Source organism: Microbacterium suwonense, assembly GCF_030296555.1.
Lineage (GTDB): Bacteria > Actinomycetota > Actinomycetes > Actinomycetales > Microbacteriaceae > Microbacterium > Microbacterium suwonense.
In genome coordinates this window covers 839937-858283 of sequence record NZ_AP027728.1, presented here as the reverse complement: position 1 = coordinate 858283, position 18347 = coordinate 839937, and the positions used below count along the sequence as shown (strand labels likewise).

Genomic DNA, 18347 nt, shown 5'->3' with positions numbered 1-18347 from the left:
GTTGACGAAGTCGGCGGCGAGGATGCTGGGATTGATGCGAGGTGCTTCGGGCAGGTTCACTGGTCGTCCTTCCGGGCGGTGCGCTGCAGCAGCGCGAGGAACATGGCGTCTGTGCCGTGCCGATGCGGCCAGAGCTGCGCGTGCAGTGCGGGCCGATCCGGCGGGGAGGCGAGATCGATCGGCGAGGTCGCGACCTGCGCCATGACCGCCTGCGCATCCAGCTGGGTGACGTCTTCGCGGACACGGAGCACCTCGGAGACCACACCGGTCGTCTCGGCGAGGTGCGGTGAGCAGGTGACGTAGGCGACGATGCCGCCGGGGGCGAGCGCGTCGAGCGCGGCGGTCAGCAGCTGGGTCTGCAGCTCGACCAGCTCGGAGACGTCGGCGGGCGACTTGCGCCACCGTGCCTCGGGGCGCCGTCGCAGCGCCCCCAGCCCCGTGCAGGGCGCATCGACGAGGATGCGATCGAAAGCGGCGCTGTGCTGCGCGGCGAACTCCCGCCCGTCCTGCTCGTGCACGGGCACGTCGATCGGCAGCGGGCGCACCGCCGCGCGGACCAGACCCGCTCTGGTCGGCACGACCTCGTTCGCCTCCAGCTCGGCCCCCTCGCGGTGTGCCACAGCGGCCAGCAGGGCGGTCTTGCCGCCGGGGCCGGCGCAGAGGTCGAGCCAGCGCTCCCCCGCACGCACAGGAGCCGCCGCCGCCAGGGCGAGGGCGACCAGCTGCGAGCCCTCGTCCTGCACGCGCACCGTGCCCTCGGCTTCCGCGATCAGCATCCGCGGGTCTCCGCCCGGCGAGCCGAACGCGGTCGGCGCGTACGGGCGTGCCGGCTCTCCCCGCTCAGCCAGGCCCGGAAGCGCCGCCAGCGTCACCTCCGGCGAGGCGTTGTCGGCCTGCAGCAGGTCATCGAGCTCCTCGGTGCGTCCTTCGGCGGCCAGGGCGCGTCGCAGCGCCCTGATCACCCACACCGGATGCGCGGTGCGCAGCGCGAGCCGCTCGTCGTCGGAGCGCGCGCTGAGCTCGATTCGCTCCTGCCAGGTGTCGGCATCGTCGCGGCTGATCCGTCGCAGCACGGCGTTCGCGAAGCCGGATGCACCGCGTCCGACCTCGGCGGCCACCAGGTTCACCGACTCGTTGACGGCGGCGTGCGCGGCGACCCGCGTCGCCAGCAGCTGATGCGCGCCGAGTCGCAGCGCGTCGAGCACGGCGGGGTCGATGTCTTCGACAGGGCGGCCGGCGGCCGCCGCGATGATCGCATCGTAGGTGCCCCGGCGACGCAACGTGCCGTAGGCGAGCTCGGTGGCCAGCGCCGCGTCCTGCGAGTCGAGCTGCGCCTCTGCGATGAGCCGCGGCAGCAGCAGATTCGCGTAGGCATCGTCCTCGGTGACGGCCCGGATCACGTCGTAGGCGACCCAGCGCGCCGGCTGGATGTGACGGTTCCGCCCCATGGGATCTCCGCTCATGATCCGGCCCTGACCGTGTTCTCTGCCCGCAGACCTCGCCACCAGTCCGCCGCGTTCATCGGTCCCTTGCCCGCAGGCTGCACCCGGGTGACCTCCAGCGCGCCGTCGCCGGCTCCGATCAGCACGGCAGTCCTGGTGCCGAGTATCTCCCCCGGTGCGAGTGGCGGGGCGTCAGTGGCGGGCGCCGCGACGAGGATCTTGAGCCTGTCGCCGGCGATCGTGGTGTGCGCACCCGGTTCCGGGGTCACCCCGCGGTAGCGCGCGAAGACGGATGCCACAGGCTGCGCCCAGTCCAGCGCGCCGTCCTCCAGCATGAGTTTCGGAGCCAGGGTCGGCTCCCCGACTGCGGTCGTGACCTCGCGGTTCCCGCAGCGATGGCGTCCACCACCTCGGCGGTGACGCGGGCTCCGTCGGCTGCGAGCAGATCGAGGGCGACATCGGCGGTGACATCGGACGGCACGGCGACGGCCTGCTTCGCGAACACGTCGCCGGCATCCAGGGCGGGCACGAGCTGGAAGACGCTCACCCCCAGCTCGGCGTCGCCGGCGATCAGCGCGCGCTGCACGGGTGCCGCTCCCCGCCACGCGGGCAGCAGGGAGAAGTGCAGATTGATCCAACCGTGGGCAGGCGCCGACAGCAGGGGCTCGCGGACGATACCGCCGTAGGCGACGATCACGCCCAGCTCGGCATCCAGACCGGCGATGTTCGCGGTCGCCTCGTCATCCAGCTTCGCGGTCTTGATGACGGGAAGGCCGAGCTCTTCCGCGGCCTGTGCCACGGGCGACGGCGTCAGCGTCCGCTTGCGCCCGAGGTGCGCGTCCGGGCGGGTGACGACGCCGGCGACCTCGTGATGCTCGGTGAGCGCACGCAGGGTCGGCACGGCGACGGCCGGTGTGCCGGCGAAGACGAGGCGCATGAAGGTACTCCGGAGGGATCGGCGATCTGATCAGCTGTCAGATCTCTGGTTCGAGGATATCGAGATGCACGGACAGCGAGGTGCGGGGCCGCCCCCTGCCGCGGCGGCTCTGCGCGGCATCCGCAATGACGGCGGCACGCAGAGTGCCGGCCACGCTCTGACCGGCAGCATAGCTGAACCGCACCAGCGCGCGCACGCGCCCGTCATCGCCGACCGGCAGGGGCCCGAGCACCGACTCCCCGAGATTCCCACGCGCGACAGCGCGTCCAGCGCGGTGCGCACGGATGCCGGCAATCCCTCGATCTGCGCGACGCGGGCCGCCGGCGGCATCCGCAGCGGAAGCCGCTCCTCCAGCTCGCTGCGGGCGTAGGCCGCCGGAGACCAGGTCGCCAGTGCCCGCGCGACCGGGCCGTTCACACCGACCAGATGGATGGGGGCGCCCGGTGCGGCGAGGGCTGCTGCGTTGGCCCACCAGCGCAGGCAGGACTCCGCGATGCGCAGCTCGGGCGCCTGCAGCATCCGAGCGCCGTCCAGCAGGATCACCGCGCGGTAGCCGCCGGATGCCAGCGGCTCGGCTCCCCGCGTGGCGACCACGAGCGCGGGCCTCGCGTCGACGTGCTGCACCGGATGCGCGCCGTCCGAGACGATCACGCGTACGCCGGGGAAGGCACGGCCCAGCTCGTCGGCGGTCCGCTCGGTGCCGGAGGAGGCCAGCCTGACCTGCTCGGAGGAGCACTCGCCGCACCGCCAGGAATGGGCCGACCGCCCGCACCAGCCACACACCGGCACCGCTCCGCGTCTGCGGGCGCCGAGCGGGCCCCCGCACTGCGTGCACCGGGCCGGTGTGCGACAGCTCGCACACACCAGCGTCGGAGCGAATCCGGGCCGCGCGACCTGGACCAGCACCGGCCCCTCGGCCGCAGCCGCCCGGGCCGAGGCGAAGGCGCTGGAGGGCACGCGCTGACCGGTCTGCTCCAGCTCCTCGGGCGTGCTCAGCCGAACCTTCGGGATCACCCGTCGCGTCGCGGTGACATCCTGCAGCCAGCCGTGCTGCACAAGACGTTCGGCATCCGTGGATCGCGTGTGCCCGACCAGCAGCAGTGCGCTCTGCTCGTCCTCCTGCCGCAGCAGCGCCGCATCTCTGGCGTGCACGTACGGCGCCAGGGGCTCGGCGAGCAGCGGGTCGCCGTCGTCCCAGATAGCGACGAGACCAGCCCTGACCGGCGAGTACACGGCAGAGCGGTTGCCTACCACCACGCACGGCACCTCGCTCAGCGTGCGCAGGAAGGCACGATAGCGGTCAGGGTTCGCCTGGCGCGCGTCGTGACGCACCACCGCGTCGTCGGGCAGCATCCGCGCCAGTGTCTGCAGCAGCACCTCCTGGTCGCGGTAGTCGGGCACCACCAGCACGCTCGATCGTCCGTCCGCCAGCTGCAGCACGGCGGCGGATGCCAGCAGCAGCGCCCATTCCGGCTCGTCTCCGCGCTGGACGGGAACCGCCTCCACCGCGGCGCGCCCCGATTCGGAGAGCACGCGAGGCAGACCGTCGTAGACCGCGATGATCTCCGTCGCGCGCTGCACGGCATCCGCAGCGGGTTCCGGGGTCGACTCCGGCGCACGCCAGGACTTCTCGACCCGCACCTGCCGCTTCGGGATCGCCAGTCGCAGGATGTCGGATGCCGATCCCGCCGCGCGATCGGCGGCACGCCGCGCCAGCCGGTACAGGCGATCGGGCATGACCTGCACAGGCGAGACGATGCTGTCGATCTCGGAGAGCGTGCGCGCCGCATCCGGCTCCTCCGCCACCTCGACGACGAAACCGTCGATCACGCGTCCCGCCGTCCGCAGCGGCGCCTTGACCCGCACGCCTGCGGTCACCTCCCCGAGCTCGTCGGGGACGACGTAGTCGAACAGCCGGTCCAGCTGCGGCAGCGGGGAGTCGATGAGCACGCGCACGATGCGTCGCCCTCCCACGCCCTCGGTCGCCGGGGACATGCCGCCCTCAGACGCCGGCGACGCGCCGCAGCTCGTCGGCGCGGGAGGTCTGCTCCCAGGTGAAGTCAGGGAGCTCGCGGCCGAAGTGTCCATAGGCGGCCGTCTGCGCGTAGATGGGCCGCAACAGGTCCAGCTCCTCGATGATCGCCTGCGGTCGCAGGTCGAAGACCTGATCGATGGCACGGGTGATCGCGTCATCCGAGACCAGTCCAGTGCCGAACGTCTCGACGTACAGGCCGACCGGACGCGCGACGCCGATCGCGTATGCGACCTGCACCTCGGCGCGCTCGGCGAGCCCTGCGGCGACGACGTTCTTGGCGACCCAGCGCATCGCGTAGGCGCCGGAGCGATCCACCTTCGACGGATCCTTGCCGCTGAAGGCGCCGCCGCCGTGCCGTGCCGCACCCCCGTAGGTGTCAATGATGATCTTGCGGCCGGTCAGTCCTGCATCGCCCTTGGGGCCGCCGGTGACGAAGGGGCCGGCGGGGTTGATGTAGTACTTCAGGTCTGCGGCGAGATCGAGGCCGGTCTGTGCCAGCACGGGGTCGATGACCTTCTCGCGCACCAGCGCCTTCAGCTCGTCCTGTGCGATGTCGGGGTGGTGCTGCGTGGACAGCACCACGGCGTCGACCGTCTTCGGCGTATAGCCGTCGTAGCCGAGGGTGACCTGCGTCTTGCCGTCCGGCCGCAGGAACGCCAGCTCGCCGGAGCGACGCACCTCGGTGAGCCGCTCTGCGATGCGGTGCGCCGTCCAGGCGGCCATCGGCATGAGCTGCGGGGTCTCGTTGGTCGCGAACCCGAACATGATGCCCTGGTCGCCGGCGCCGAGCTCGTCGCGCGGGTCGACGGAACCGCCGTCGCGCTGCTCCTGGGCATGGTCGACGCCGTGCGCGATGTCGGTGGACTGCTCCCCCACCGAGATGCTGACACCGCAGGACGAGCCGTCGAAGCCCATGTCGCTGGAGGTGTAGCCGATGCCGTTGACCACGTCGCGCACGATCGTGGGGATGTCGACGTATCCATCGGTGCGAATCTCACCGGCCACGTGCACCAGCCCTGTGGTGACCAGCGTCTCCACGGCCACGCGTGAATCGCGGTCGACGGTCAGCAGTCCGTCCAGGATGCTGTCCGAGATCTGATCGCAGATCTTGTCGGGGTGCCCCTCGGTGACGGACTCGGACGTGAACAGGCGCAGCGCGCTCATCGGTGCTCCAAAGCGGTGTTGTCGTCGTGCGGAGCCGGGTTCGGCTCGACGCCAGTGTGCAGCAAGCCGCCGACATCCGTGGACGGACGTCGGCGGCTCACGGGGTGCGTCAGGTCACTCGGCGTGGCGGATGCGAAGCTTGTCTTCGTTGATCTCGTGCAGCGCGATGGTGAGCGGCTTGTCCTCGACGGAGGAGTCGACCAGCGGTCCGACGTTGTCGAAGAGGTTGCCCTCGTGCAGGTCGGAGTAGTAGTCGTTGATCTGACGGGCGCGCTTGGACGCGAAGATCACGAGCTCGTACTTCGAGGAGACGCGCTCGAGAAGGTTGTCGATCGGCGGGTCGATGATGCCCTGGTTGTGTCCGGCCATGGTGGACCTCCTGGTCAGGCGACGCTGTCATCGGCTGATGACGTGTCGCGAAGTCGGTATCGGGTGCGCGCCCTTCGGCAGGCTCAGGAACCTGTCACCCGGTTCACGAACCGGGTCGGCGCACGGACCCCGTGGCCAATTCTACGACCTCCTGCGCCGCGGTGGCGACGTCGGCGTTCACAACGAGGTAATCGAACTCGTTCTGAGCCGCCAGTTCCGTGCGGGCGGTGCGCAGTCGACGGGCGCGCTCCGGGGCGTCCTCGGTGCCCCGGCCGACCAGTCGGTGCACGAGCTCGTCCCAGGACGGGGGCAGCAGGAACACCAGCGTCGCGGCGGGATCGGCGGTGCGAACCTGCCTGGCGCCCTGCAGGTCGATCTCGAGGAGAACGGTCTTCCCCTCGGCGAGGGCCCGCTCCACGGGGCCCCGCGGGGTTCCGTAGCGGTGCGTGTTGTGCACGACCGCATACTCCAGCAGCTGATCTTCGGCGATGAGCCGATCGAACTCGGCGTCGTCGACGAAGTAGTAGTGCACACCGTCGATCTCACCTGGCCGCGGCCTGCGGGTCGTCGCGGACACGGAGAGGTGGATGTCGGGGTGGTGCTCACGAATGTGCGCGGCAACAGTCCCCTTGCCCACCGCTGTGGGCCCGGCGAGCACCAGCAGGCGACTGCGGGCCGGCCGTGCGGAGTGCCGGGGGAATCGCTCGTCCAGCCAGCCGGAGAGTGCTGCCAACTGCCGCACACCCAGCCCGCCCAGGCGTTTGACCGGCGAGATGTGCAGCTTCTCGAGAATGCGGTCGCGCTTACCGGCGCCGATCGCGGGGAGCGCCATCAGGAAATCGGTGATGCGCATGGTCGCCGCGTCGGATTCGGCATCCTCCACGGCCTGACGCAGCACCTGCTGCGGTGTGGCCACGCGCGTGGTGAGGTCTCGCTTCAACGCCGCGCGGCCACGTCGGCGCTCGAGAGCCCGGCGCGATGCCGCAGCGCGATCCACTTCGGGGACGACCCGGCGATCAGCCATGGAGAACCTCCTGATAACGTGCCGCGCGCTCGCTGATCGTCGCAGCGAGATCAGTGGGCCCCGCCCGCAGGATGCTGCGGCTCTCGCTGGCCAGTACCTGCGTCGCGATGTCGCCGAAGCGCGAGATCAGATCCGCGGGTTCCGCACCCTGGGCGCCGAACCCGGGAGCGAGGACGGGGTGCCCGTGAGCACGTCGTCGCCGAGACCGACCTCCTCGCGGTCGACCGTGGCACCGATCACGAGTCCCACCGGGCCCAGTCCGCCCTCGAAGGCGAGGGATCCATTGGCCCAGGTGACATCGCGCGCGACGCGCTGCGCGACGGTCTGCTCCTCGGCCGCCGCCACATCGACCGTCCGTGCGGTCTGCAGGGATGCCGCCTCCGGGTTGCTGGTCGCGGCGAGTACAAACACGCCCTTGTCCGCGCGGACAGCGGTGGTGATGGTCTCACGCAGCGACTCCGGTCCCAGATAGGGGCTCAGCGTCACGGCATCCGACTCCAGCGGCGACCCCGGTTCCAACCAGGCCGAGGCATACCCCGCCATGGTGGAGCCGATGTCTCCGCGTTTCGCGTCCGCCAGGACGATCAGCCCGGCGGCACGAGCCGCAGCCATCACATCCTCGAGCGCGGCGATGCCCGTCGAGCCGAACCTCTCGAAGAAGGCCACCTGCGGCTTGACCACCCCCACACGTCCCGCCGCGGCCTCGACCACGGCGAGCCCGAATGAGCGCAGCCCTGCCGCGTCCTGGTTCAGGCCCCACTGCTCCAGCAGCGCGGCATGCGGGTCGATGCCCACGCACAGCGGCCCGTAGGCGTCCAAGGCCGTGCGCAGTCGCGACCCGAACGAGGCTGTCACCGCGCCGCCCGCCGATCCGACTCGTACTCCTGCAGGCTGCGCACCGAGAAGCTGTCGCCGGCCGCATCCATTCCGCTCACCGCGGCGCCCAGCACAGCCATGGTGGTGAACAGGGCCTTGTCGGCGGCCACCGCGGCGGCACGGATCTCATAGCCGTCCGCACGCGCGACCCCGCCGCTGGGCGTGTTCACGACGATATCGATCTCGCCGTCGTTGATCAGATCGACGATGTTGCGCTCTCCACCGTCCACCGTCTCGCTGTACTTCGCGACCCGCGCGACCTGGATGCCGTTGCGCGCGAGGATCTCGGCCGTGCCCTCGGTGGCGATCAGTGAGAAGCCGAGCTGCTGCAGACGGTGCGCGGGCAGGATGACATCGCGCTTGTCCGAGTCGGCCACCGAGATGAACACGGTGCCCGAGGTCGGCATCCCGCCGTAGGCTGCGGCCTGGCTCTTCGCGAACGCCGTCGGGAAGTCCGCGGCGATGCCCATCACCTCGCCGGTGGAGCGCATCTCCGGGCCGAGCACCGAGTCGACGATCTTGCCGTCGCGCGTGCGGAACCGCTTGAACGGCAGCACCGCCTCCTTGACGGCGATCGGCGCGCCCAGGGGCACCTTCGAGCCGTCTTGAGCGGGCAGCATGCCCTCCGTGATCAGCTCTGCCACCGTGGCCCCGGCCATGAGGCGGCTGGCCGCCTTCGCCAGGGGGATCCCGAGGGCCTTCGACACGAACGGCACCGTGCGACTGGCACGCGGATTCGCCTCGATCACATAGAGCACGCCGGCGCTGATCGCGAACTGCACGTTCAGCAGCCCGCGCACGCCCACGCCCTCCGCGATCGCGAGCGTCGCCTGACGCACCCGGTCGATCTGCGTGCGGCCGAGCGAGATCGGCGGCAGCGTGCAGCTGGAGTCGCCCGAGTGGATTCCGGCTTCCTCCAGGTGCTCCATGATGCCGCCGATGTACAGGTCGGTCCCGTCGTAGAGCGCGTCCACATCCAGCTCGATGGCGTCGTCGAGGAAGCGATCCACCAGCAGCGGCTTGCCCTCCTCGATCACGACCTGACCGGCGGTGCGCACGAAGTAGTCGCGCAGCGAAGCCGTGTCGTACACGATCTCCATGCCGCGCCCGCCGAGCACGAAGCTCGGACGCACCAGCACCGGGTAGCCGATCTCCTCGGCGATGCGCACGGCTCCGTCGACGTCGATCGCTGTGCCGCTGCGCGGGGCGACCAGGCCGGCGTCGTCGAGCAGGCGCGAGAACAGCTCCCGTTCCTCGGCGAGGTCGATCGCCGCCGGGCTCGTGCCGAGCACGGTGTAGCCGGCCGCCTCGATGCCCTTCGCCAGGCCGAGCGGCGTCTGGCCGCCGAGCTGGCACACCACGCCCAGGATCGTGCCGCTGTGCGACTCGGCGTCGAGCACCTCCAGCACATCCTCCAGCGTGAGCGGCTCGAAGTACAGCCGGTCCGAGGTGTCGTAGTCGGTGGAGACCGTCTCGGGGTTGCAGTTGACCATGATGGTCTCGTACCCGGCATCCGACAGCGCGAACGACGCATGCACGCAGGAGTAGTCGAACTCGACGCCCTGCCCGATGCGGTTGGGGCCGGAGCCGATGATGACGACCTTGGTGCGCTCCGACGGGGCGACCTCGGTCTCGGACTCGTAGCTCGAGTAGTGGTACGGCGTGAGCGCCGGAAACTCTCCGGCGCAGGTGTCCACGGTCTTGTACACGGGCCGCAGACCCAGCGCACGACGGATCCGGCGGATCTCGGCCTCTGTGGTCCCCCGCAGCTGCGCGAGCTGCGCATCCGAGAAGCCGTGCTGCTTGGCGTGGCGCAGGGTCTCGGCATCCAGCTCCGGAGCCTGCGCAACCAGCTCGGCGACCTCGTTGATCAGCACGAGCTGATCGAGGAACCACGGGTCCATCGCCGTCGCGTCGAAGGCCTGCTCGATCGTGGCGCCCTTGCGCAGTGCCTGCTGCAGCACGACGATACGACCGTCGGTGGGCGTCTTCGCGATCTCCAGCAGCTCCGCCACCGAGCGCTCCTCCTCGCCCCAGTGGAACGAGGATCCGCGCTGCTCGAGCGACCGCAGCGCCTTCTGCAGCGCCGTGGTGTAGTTGCGGCCGATGGCCATCGCCTCTCCCACCGACTTCATGGTGGTGGTGAGCGTGGCATCTGCGGCGGGGAACTTCTCGAACGCGAACCGGGGCACCTTGACGACCACGTAGTCCAGCGTGGGCTCGAAGCTGGCCGGAGTGACGCCGGTGATGTCGTTCGGGATCTCATCCAGGCGATAGCCGAGCGCGAGCTTGGCGGCGAGCTTGGCGATCGGGAACCCGGTCGCCTTCGAGGCCAGCGCCGACGAGCGCGAGACCCGTGGGTTCATCTCGATGACGATGATGCGGCCGTTGGAGGGATCGACGGCGAACTGGATGTTGCAGCCGCCGGTGTCCACGCCGACGGCGCGGATGATGTCGATGGAGATGTCGCGCATCTTCTGGTACTCGCGGTCGGTGAGCGTCAGCGCCGGTGCGACGGTGATGGAGTCTCCGGTGTGCACGCCGACCGGGTCGACGTTCTCGATGGAGCAGACCACGACCGTGTTGTCGGAGGTGTCGCGCATGAGCTCGAGTTCGTACTCCTTCCAGCCCAGGATCGACTCCTCCAGCAGCACCTCGTGCGTGGGCGAGTCGTGCAGACCGGCACCGGCGATGCGGCGCAGATCCTCCTCGTCGTAGGCGAAGCCCGAGCCCAGTCCGCCCATGGTGAACGACGGGCGGACCACGAGCGGATAGCCGAGCTCCTCGGCCCCGGCGAGGATCTCGTCCATGGTGTGGCAGATGCGGGACGCCGCGACATCCGCGCCGGCCTCGATCACGAGCTCCTTGAAGATCTGACGATCCTCGCCCTTGCGGATGGCGTCGACCTTCGCGCCGATCAGCTCGACGCCGTACTTCTCCAGGATGCCGCGCTCGTGCAGCGCCATGGCGGCGTTCAGCGCGGTCTGGCCGCCCAGGGTGGGCAGGATGGCATCCGGCTTCTCCTTGGCGATGATCGTCTCGATCACCTCGGGGGTGATCGGCTCGATGTAGGTGGCGTCGGCGAAGTCGGGGTCGGTCATGATGGTGGCCGGGTTGGAGTTGACCAGGATCACCCGCACCCCTCTTCGCGCAGCACGCGGCACGCCTGGGTGCCCGAGTAGTCGAACTCACAGGCCTGGCCGATCACGATCGGCCCGGAGCCGATCACCAGGACGGAGGTGATGTCTTCGCGCTTCGGCATTACTCGGCGCCCTTCTCGTTCATGTCTGCGATCACCAGGTCACGGAACCGGGCGAAGAGGTAGTGGGCGTCGTGCGGTCCGGCCGCCGCCTCGGGGTGGTACTGCACGGAGAAGGCCGGGAGGTTCAGCGCACGCAGGCCCTCGACGACCTGGTCGTTCAGACCCACGTGGCTCACCTCGACCCGACCGTATCCGTTCGGGCTCTCGAAGGTGCCTTCCAGGGGCGCTTCGACCGCGAAACCGTGGTTGTGCGCGGTGATCTCGACCCGACCGGTGGTCTTGTCGAGCACCGGCTGGTTGATGCCGCGGTGGCCGAAGGTGAGCTTGTAGGTGCCCAGGCCCAGGGCCCGCCCGAACAGCTGGTTGCCGAAGCAGATGCCGAAGTACGGCAGACGGGCGTCGAGCACCTCGCGCAGCACCGCCACCTGCGCATCGGATGCCGAGGGGTCGCCGGGTCCGTTCGAGTAGAACACACCGACCGGCTCGACCGCCTGGATCTCGGCGAAGCTCGCCGACTGCGGCAGCACGTGCACCTCGAAGCCGAGCCGTGCCAGATTGTCGAGCGTGGACTGCTTCACGCCCAGGTCGAGCACGGCCAGGTTGCCGATCCGCTCGCCCTCGGCGGGGATCACACGCGCCTGGGTGACCGACACCGCAGCCGACAGGTTCTGCCCTGCCATCTCGGGGGCGTCGGTCACGCGGCGCAGCTGCTCGCCGGCGTCGAGCTCGGCATCCGGTCCGGAGAAGATGCCGCCGCGCATCGCACCGGCATCGCGGATGCGTCGCGTCAGTGCCCGCGTGTCGATGCCGCTGATGCCGACGATGCCGTCGCGCACCAGGGCGTCGTCGAGGGACTCCTCGGCGCGCCAGTTGGAGACGCGGCGCGCAGGGTCGCGGACGATGTATCCGGCGACCCAGATCCGGGAGGACTCGTCGTCCTCGCGGTTCATTCCGGTGTTTCCGATGTGCGGCGCGGTCTGCAGCACGATCTGACCGGCGTAGGACGGGTCGGTCAGCGTCTCCTGGTAGCCGGACATGCCCGTGGCGAAGACGACCTCGCCCAGAGTGGTGCCGACGGCGCCGTAGGCGCGCCCGGTGAATCGGGTGCCGTCCTCGAGGACGAGCACGGCGGTCGTCAGTGGGGACGACGCCCCGGGGGTGGAACTGGTCAAGACTGCTCTCCGTTCTCCGTGCCGGTGCTCAGTCGCTCCAGCTCGGGAAGTATCTGCTGCGGACCGACGGATGCGGGGCGCAGGAATGAATCGACGAGGATGCCATCGGCGATCCGCCATACCAGGCGGATCAGCCCTTTCGGCTCGACCACGCGGTCGATCGCGACGGTCGCACGGTCGGCGGTGATGAGCTGCGCGGAGGCGATGAAGACGGTCGGCGAACCGTCGAGGCTGAGCGCTACCCCCGATCCGTGAGCACGAGCTCACCGCGTGCACGGTAGGCCAGCGGCTTCAGCGCGAGACGCTCCAGCGGCTGATCGTGCTGCGTCGTGGCGACGTACAGGATCTCGTACCGGCCGGTCACCTCCGCGTGCTCGGGCACCCCGATCGGCGCGGTGAGCGCGGAATCGCGGCGGAGTCGTCGTCGCCATCCGACGACCATCGCGGCGAGGATGAGCACCGCGATCGCAATGGTGATCGCTATCGCGAGCTCCCGGCTCACTGCGGCACCTCCGGCGAGCCGGGCTCCTGCACCAGTTCGCCGTCATCGACGGTCACGACGCCGCCGTGGATGGTCCACTGCACGCGTCCAGGCAGGTCGCGGCCGAGGTACGGCGAGTTGCGGCTGCGCCCGTGCAGATCGGCCTCGGTGAAGACGCCGTGCACGGTCGGGTCGTACAGGGTGACGTGTGCGGGGCGTCCGACCTCGAGCGAGCCGAAGCCGTCGAGCTGACCGATCCGCGCGGGTGTCGTGCTGAGCACCCGGGCGACGTCGCTCCACTCCAGCATCCCGGTCTCGACCATCGACTGGTGCACCACGCGCAGCGCGCTCTCCAGCCCGACCATGCCGTTGGCGGCGGCCTGCCACTCGCAGGCCTTGTTCTCGGCCGGGTGCGGTGCATGATCGGTCGCGACGATGTCGATCGTCCCGTCGGCGAGACCCTCCTGACCGCCTGGACATCCTCTGCGGTGCGCAGCGGCGGGTTGACCTTGTAGCGCGCGTCGTAGTCGCGCACCAGCTCGTCGGTGAGCAGCAGATGATGCGGGGTGACCTCCGCTGTCACCCGCACGCCGCGCTTCTTGGCCCAGCGGATGAGATCGACCGAACCTGCGGTGGAGAGATGGCACACGTGCAGACGCGAGCCGACATGCTCGGCGAGAAGCACGTCGCGGGCGATGATCGATTCCTCTGCGACAGCCGGCCAGCCGGCCAGGCCCAGCTCGGCGGAGACGATGCCCTCGTTCATCTGCGCCGCCTCAGTGAGGCGGGGATCCTGCGCGTGCTGCGCGATGACGCCGTCGAATGCCTTGACGTACTCCAGGGCACGACGCATGATCAGCGGATCCCAGACGCAGAAGCCGTCATCGCTGAAGACGCGAACGCGAGCCCGGGAGCGGGCCATGGCGCCCAGCTCGGCCAGCCGCTCGCCCTTCTGCCCGACGGTGACTGCTCCGATCGGCTGCACGGTGGCGTAGCCGGCGGCCTCGCCGAGGGCGAGCTCTTGCTCCACGACGCCGGCGGTGTCGGCGACCGGCTGGGTGTTGGGCATCGCGAACACGGCGGTGAACCCACCGGCCGCAGCCGCCCTGGTTCCGCTGAGCACCGTCTCGGAGGCTTCGAATCCCGGCTCGCGCAGATGCGTGTGCAGATCGACCAGCCCCGGGAGGGCGACCAGCCCGGATGCGTCGATCACGCGCGCGCCGGATCGGCTCAGACCGGATCCGATCTCGGCTATCCGGCCGTCCTCGATCACGATGTCGGCGCTGTCGCGTCCGAGCAGCTGAATCCCGGTGATGACGAGAGTCCGGCTCATCTCACTTCCTCTCGATCATCGTTCCGCTCTCCCGCAAGAAGCAGGTAGAGCACAGCCATACGCACCGACACTCCGTTGGTGACCTGCTCCAGCACGGTCGATCGCGCGGAATCCGCAGCCTCGGAGGATATCTCCAGCCCCCGGTTCATCGGACCGGGATGCATCACAATGCTACTCGCCGGCAGCGTCGCCGCCCGCAATGCGTCAAGGCCCCACAGCCGGGAATACTCCCGCTCAGTGGGGAAATATGCGGCGTGCATCCGCTCGACCTGGATGCGCAGCATCATGACGGCATCGGGAGCCTCGGAGAGCGCCGCATCCAGGTCGTAGAGCACGCGCACCGGCCACGCCGACACGTTCTGCGGCACGAGCGTGGGAGGAGTCACGAGCGTCACTTCCGCACCCAGCGTCGTCAGCAGCCAGACGCCGGAGCGGGCGACCCGCGAGTGCAGCACGTCGCCGACGATGACCACGCGCAGACCGGAGAGATCGCGTCCGCGGCTGTCCGCGCCGTAGCGGCGTTTGCGGATCGTGAACGCGTCCAGCAGTGCCTGGGTGGGATGCTCATGGGTGCCGTCGCCGGCGTTGACCACACCGGCGGAGATCCAGCCGCTGGTTGCGAGGGTGCGGGGCGCACCGGATGCCGAGTGGCGGACGACCACGGCATCCGCCCCCATCGCCTGCAGCGTCTGCGCGGTGTCCTTCAGGCTCTCGCCCTTGGAGACGCTGGAGCCCTTCGCTGCGAAGTTGATCACATCGGCGGAGAGCCGCTTCGCTGCCGCCTCGAAGGAGATCCGGGTGCGGGTGGAGTCCTCGAAGAAGAGGTTCACGACGGTCTTGCCCAGCAGGGTCGGCAGCTTCTTGACCTGGCGGGACTGGGTGTCGGACATGTCCTCGGCGACGTCGAGGATCTGCAGCGCGGTGTCGCGGTCGAGAGTGCGGGTGTCGAGCAGGTGCCTCATGATTCGATCGTCACCTCGTCCGCTCCGTCGAGTTCCTTCAGCCGCACGTTCACGCGCTCAGTGCGTGATGACGGGATGTTCTTCCCGACGAAGTCCGGGCGGATCGGGAGCTCGCGGTGGCCGCGGTCGACCAGGATCGCCAGACGCACCGCAGCCGGGCGGCCGATGGATTGCAGTGCGTCGAGGGCGGCACGGATGCTGCGGCCGGAGAAGAGCACGTCGTCGACAAGGACGACCGTCTTCCCGTCGATCCCGCCGTCAGGGATGTCGGTGCGCTTGGGCGAGCGGGTCGGATGCTGCGACAGGTCATCGCGGAACAGCGTGATGTCGAGCGAACCGACGGGGACCTCGGTCTCGGCGATGCCGGCGATGATCGGACCGAGCCGGTCCGCCAGCGTCACGCCCCGCGTCGGGATGCCGAGAAGGACGAGGCCTTCGGCGCCGCGGTTGGATTCGAGGATCTCATGGGCGATGCGCGTCAGAGCACGCGCGATATCGGCTTCTTGCAGCACTGTGCGTGCAGACAATGGCCACGTCCCTTCTCCGCCTCACAGGACGGTTTTAAAGGTGGGTGATGCATCCAGTCTACCCAGTCCGGCGTGACGACGTCGAAGCATGGCTTCTCTGTCTCTGATCTGTGTCTGATCACTGATGCCGGGAGCAGTATTCGGCGTGTCGAGCAGGCGACACGCCGTGTCCATCGCGCACCTTCCGGATTTCGACACCGAGCCATACTCTGGCGGGATGCTTCGCAGCATCACGTTCGTCCGACATGCCTTGCCCGAGGTCGATGCGTCACGACCGCCCGGCGAGTGGATGCTCAGCAGCGAGGGCATCGCGGCGGCCGAAGCGCTCGAGCTCGATGGCTTCAGAGCGTCCGCGGTGTCCAGTACCGAGAGTAAAGCAGCACAGACGGTGTCGCTTGCGCTGGGTCTCGCGGAAACGGATGTGGCTACGACTCCTCCTTCCGCGAGGTCGATCGCGATGAACAGGTGCACGAGGGCTTTCGCGACGCGCGGCGGGCGTGGGTCGCGGGTCGTCTCGACGCCCGGCATGCGTGTTGGGAGACGCCGGATGCCGCGGCACGTCGCTTCCACGACGGGCTGCTGGTGTATGAGGCGGAGCACTTGATCGTCGGCACGCACGGGATGGTGCTGACAGCGTGGCTCGCCACCCAGGGACTCGTCGAGCGCGGAGTCGATGCTGTGGCCTTCTGGGAATCGCTGCGCTTTCCCGATGTGCTGGAGCTCGGCCTTCCGCTGCTGCGTGTACGTGCCGTGCTGACGGATGCCGAAGGACGATTCGTGCTGATCAAGCGCACGCGCCCCGGTCAAGAGCCGTACTGGACGACGCCCGGTGGCAGCGTGATGCTGGCCGACAGATCGCCGGAGGATGCTCTGCGCCGTGAGCTGCGCGAGGAACTGGGTGCCGAGGCAGAACTCGGCGAGCTCGTCCTCGAGCGCCAGCTCGATAGCATCCGCTCCGAGATCTTCTATGCCGCGACGCTGACGTCGATCGATCCCGCGCTCGCTGACGGCCTCGAGTTCAGCGCCCCATCACGCGGCGCATATGAGGTCGAGCTCGTCACGCCGGACGAACTGCGTACGATCGACCTGCGTCCGGATAGTCTGAAGCGCCTGCTGCTCAGTCGGTAGCTCAGGCTCCGACGCGCAGGGCCTCGTCGGTGAGCGGGCACTGCGAGACGCGGATCGGGTGGCCGGTGGTGGTCAGGCACTTGCCGGTCTTCAGATCCCACTTCCAGTCGTGCATGCTGCAGGTGAGCACGCCGTCCTCGTCGATCTTGCCGGTGCGAGTCAGGTCCGCGCGAAGATGCGGGCAGCGGCGCTGCACCACCCAGTCGCCGATCTCGGCATCCTCGGTCTGGTCGGTCTGCTCCTGGTACCAGTTCTCGACGTACTCGATGCGATCCACCGAGAGGCACTTCAGGAAAGTGGTGAGGAACTCGTTGAACTTTCCGCTGCGCCCCACCGAGAACTGCATGGACAGGAAGATGGAGTTCGACCAGTCGATCTCATGGTCCTTGATGTTCGTCGAGACGAGGTCGGCGGGGATCGTGTACCAGTAGATGCACTCCTCCCCCGCGTACTCGCGCACCTTGGCCTTGGGGAAGTCGACGACCATGTCCAGCTCGCCGATCCGGAACCGCACGTTTCCGCCCACCCCGAGCCGGATGGTGCGGGACTTCTTGATCAGCGGCTCCCACCACTCCTTGATGGCGGCGAGCATCTCGTCCGGCGGGAGGATATCGGCCCGGCGCGCCTCCTCATCGCGCAGCTCCTGCTGACGCGAGGCACGCTGCTCTTCGAGGTACTCCCACTTCTCGTCGAAGATGTGCGCGATCTCGGCATCCGTGTACAGGCTCTGCGAGACGCTCAGCTCGCCGCCGTGCAGTTCCACGACCGTTCCGGGTACGAACAGCTGCCCATCGTACTGCGGCGCGTGCTGCTTCAGGTGGGCCAGGAACTCCTTCTGATCGGTGAAGATCGAGTCGTCGTCCTGACCGGTGCCGTTGTAGCGGAAGATCTCGTCGCGCAGGAACATCGGCGGACCGGCCATCGGGAACACGTGCGGCGCGTCGACCTTCTCGATGTAGTACATGGCGCGCTTGTTCTGCGCCTCGCGCTTGAGCTTGGCGAAGTTCTGCTTGGCGTCCTGCGGCAGGTCGTAGACCATCGGCCACCAGATCGCACCGGAGACCTGGGTGAAGTACGCCTCGGGCTTGCCGAACGAGAGCAGCGCCTCCAGATCCAGCGGGTGCGAGTCGTTCTGGTTGAGGATCGAGGCGGTGCCGTCGTCTACGCTCAGCGACGAATCGCCGATGGGTCCGTCGCTGGGGGCGCGCAGCGGCGTGATCATGATCTTCAGGTCGCCGCGCTGGATGATCTCGCCGGCGGGAGCGTAGGTGATGTTCTCATAGCCCAGGGCACGGATGTCGCGTTCGAGGTCGTCGATCGGGTACTCCGGCAGCAGCACCTCGATGTCCTTCGAGATGTACTTCTGCAGCAGCCGCGGATCGAAGTGATCGCGGTGGCGGTGCGAGATGTACAGGAAGTCGGCCTCACGCCCGAAGCGCTCCCAGTCGAGCCCGCGATTGTCGGGGAACGGGAACCACGAGCCGAAGAAGGAGGGTCCGAGAACGGGGTCGCAGATGATGTTCCCGCCGACCGTCTCGATGAACATCCCGGCATGGCCGAGTCCCGTGATCCGCATATCTCTCCTCGTGCTGTGGGCGGTCTCGATTCTACCGAGCACCGGTTGTGCGCGGCCGG

At 69.0% G+C, this 18347-nt stretch carries 12 protein-coding genes and 4 pseudogenes; 1 reads left to right on the top strand and 15 read right to left on the bottom strand.

The annotated features are described in order from the left end of the window. Positions 1-56: 56 nt before the first annotated feature. From QUE33_RS04310 to pyrR, 14 genes and pseudogenes are all read right to left on the bottom strand, one after another. A complete protein-coding gene (locus QUE33_RS04310; RefSeq protein ID WP_286302131.1) occupies positions 57-1463 on the bottom strand; it encodes an RsmB/NOP family class I SAM-dependent RNA methyltransferase in 1407 nt (468 codons plus the stop codon). Further along, positions 1460-2379: pseudogene (gene fmt, locus QUE33_RS04305) on the bottom strand (methionyl-tRNA formyltransferase). The gene QUE33_RS04310 and the pseudogene fmt overlap by 4 nt, the downstream one beginning before the upstream one ends. Positions 2380-2409: 30 nt before the next feature. After that, the gene (locus tag QUE33_RS04300) at positions 2410-4374 is read right to left on the bottom strand and encodes a primosomal protein N' family DNA-binding protein (protein WP_286302129.1); all 1965 of its coding nucleotides are present in this window, start codon (positions 4372-4374) and stop codon (positions 2410-2412) included. A 7-nt stretch (positions 4375-4381) separates the two neighbouring features. Beyond that, positions 4382-5578, bottom strand: a complete 1197-nt coding sequence (gene metK, locus QUE33_RS04295; protein WP_286302127.1) for a methionine adenosyltransferase — start codon at positions 5576-5578, stop codon at positions 4382-4384. Positions 5579-5692: 114 nt separating this feature from the next. Next, positions 5693-5947, bottom strand: coding sequence for a DNA-directed RNA polymerase subunit omega (gene rpoZ, locus QUE33_RS04290; RefSeq protein ID WP_286302125.1), 255 nt, complete (start codon positions 5945-5947; stop codon positions 5693-5695). Positions 5948-6050: 103 nt separating this feature from the next. Continuing rightward, on the bottom strand, positions 6051-6971 hold the full coding sequence (gmk, locus tag QUE33_RS04285) for a guanylate kinase (protein WP_286302123.1): 921 nt from the start codon (positions 6969-6971) through the stop codon (positions 6051-6053). Further along, a pseudogene (gene pyrF, locus QUE33_RS04280) lies at positions 6964-7826 on the bottom strand (orotidine-5'-phosphate decarboxylase). The gene gmk and the pseudogene pyrF overlap by 8 nt, the downstream one beginning before the upstream one ends. Then, positions 7823-11109: pseudogene (gene carB / locus QUE33_RS04275) on the bottom strand (carbamoyl-phosphate synthase large subunit). The pseudogenes pyrF and carB overlap by 4 nt, the downstream one beginning before the upstream one ends. Further along, entirely contained in the window at positions 11109-12281 is a 1173-nt protein-coding gene (carA, locus tag QUE33_RS04270; protein ID WP_286302121.1) for a glutamine-hydrolyzing carbamoyl-phosphate synthase small subunit, read from the bottom strand. The pseudogene carB and the gene carA overlap by 1 nt, the downstream one beginning before the upstream one ends. Continuing rightward, positions 12278-12487, bottom strand: a complete 210-nt coding sequence (locus tag QUE33_RS04265; protein WP_491562450.1) for a hypothetical protein — start codon at positions 12485-12487, stop codon at positions 12278-12280. The genes carA and QUE33_RS04265 overlap by 4 nt, the downstream gene beginning before the upstream one ends. Positions 12488-12519: 32 nt before the next feature. Further along, complete coding sequence (locus tag QUE33_RS04260) at positions 12520-12783, bottom strand: PH-like domain-containing protein (RefSeq protein WP_286302118.1); 264 nt, start codon at positions 12781-12783, stop codon at positions 12520-12522. Next, positions 12780-14095 (bottom strand): annotated as a pseudogene (locus QUE33_RS04255) (dihydroorotase). Before QUE33_RS04255 ends, QUE33_RS04260 begins: the two are co-directional and overlap by 4 nt. Beyond that, positions 14092-15057 (bottom strand): aspartate carbamoyltransferase catalytic subunit, encoded by a 966-nt coding sequence (locus QUE33_RS04250; protein WP_286302116.1) that lies wholly within the window; start codon positions 15055-15057, stop codon positions 14092-14094. Before QUE33_RS04250 ends, QUE33_RS04255 begins: the two are co-directional and overlap by 4 nt. Beyond that, positions 15054-15584, bottom strand: coding sequence for a bifunctional pyr operon transcriptional regulator/uracil phosphoribosyltransferase PyrR (gene pyrR / locus QUE33_RS04245; protein ID WP_286302114.1), 531 nt, complete (start codon positions 15582-15584; stop codon positions 15054-15056). The genes QUE33_RS04250 and pyrR overlap by 4 nt, the downstream gene beginning before the upstream one ends. A gap of 465 nt (positions 15585-16049) precedes the next feature. On the opposite strand from pyrR, the gene QUE33_RS04240 reads away from it, so the two are divergent. Then, positions 16050-16712: an NUDIX domain-containing protein gene (locus QUE33_RS04240; protein WP_286302113.1), complete on the top strand. Its 663-nt coding sequence runs from the start codon at positions 16050-16052 to the stop codon at positions 16710-16712. A 1-nt stretch (position 16713) separates the two neighbouring features. On the opposite strand, the gene QUE33_RS04235 is transcribed toward QUE33_RS04240, so the two are convergent. Then, entirely contained in the window at positions 16714-18288 is a 1575-nt protein-coding gene (locus tag QUE33_RS04235) for a Rieske 2Fe-2S domain-containing protein (protein ID WP_286302112.1), read from the bottom strand. Between the last annotated feature and the right edge of the window lie 59 nt (positions 18289-18347).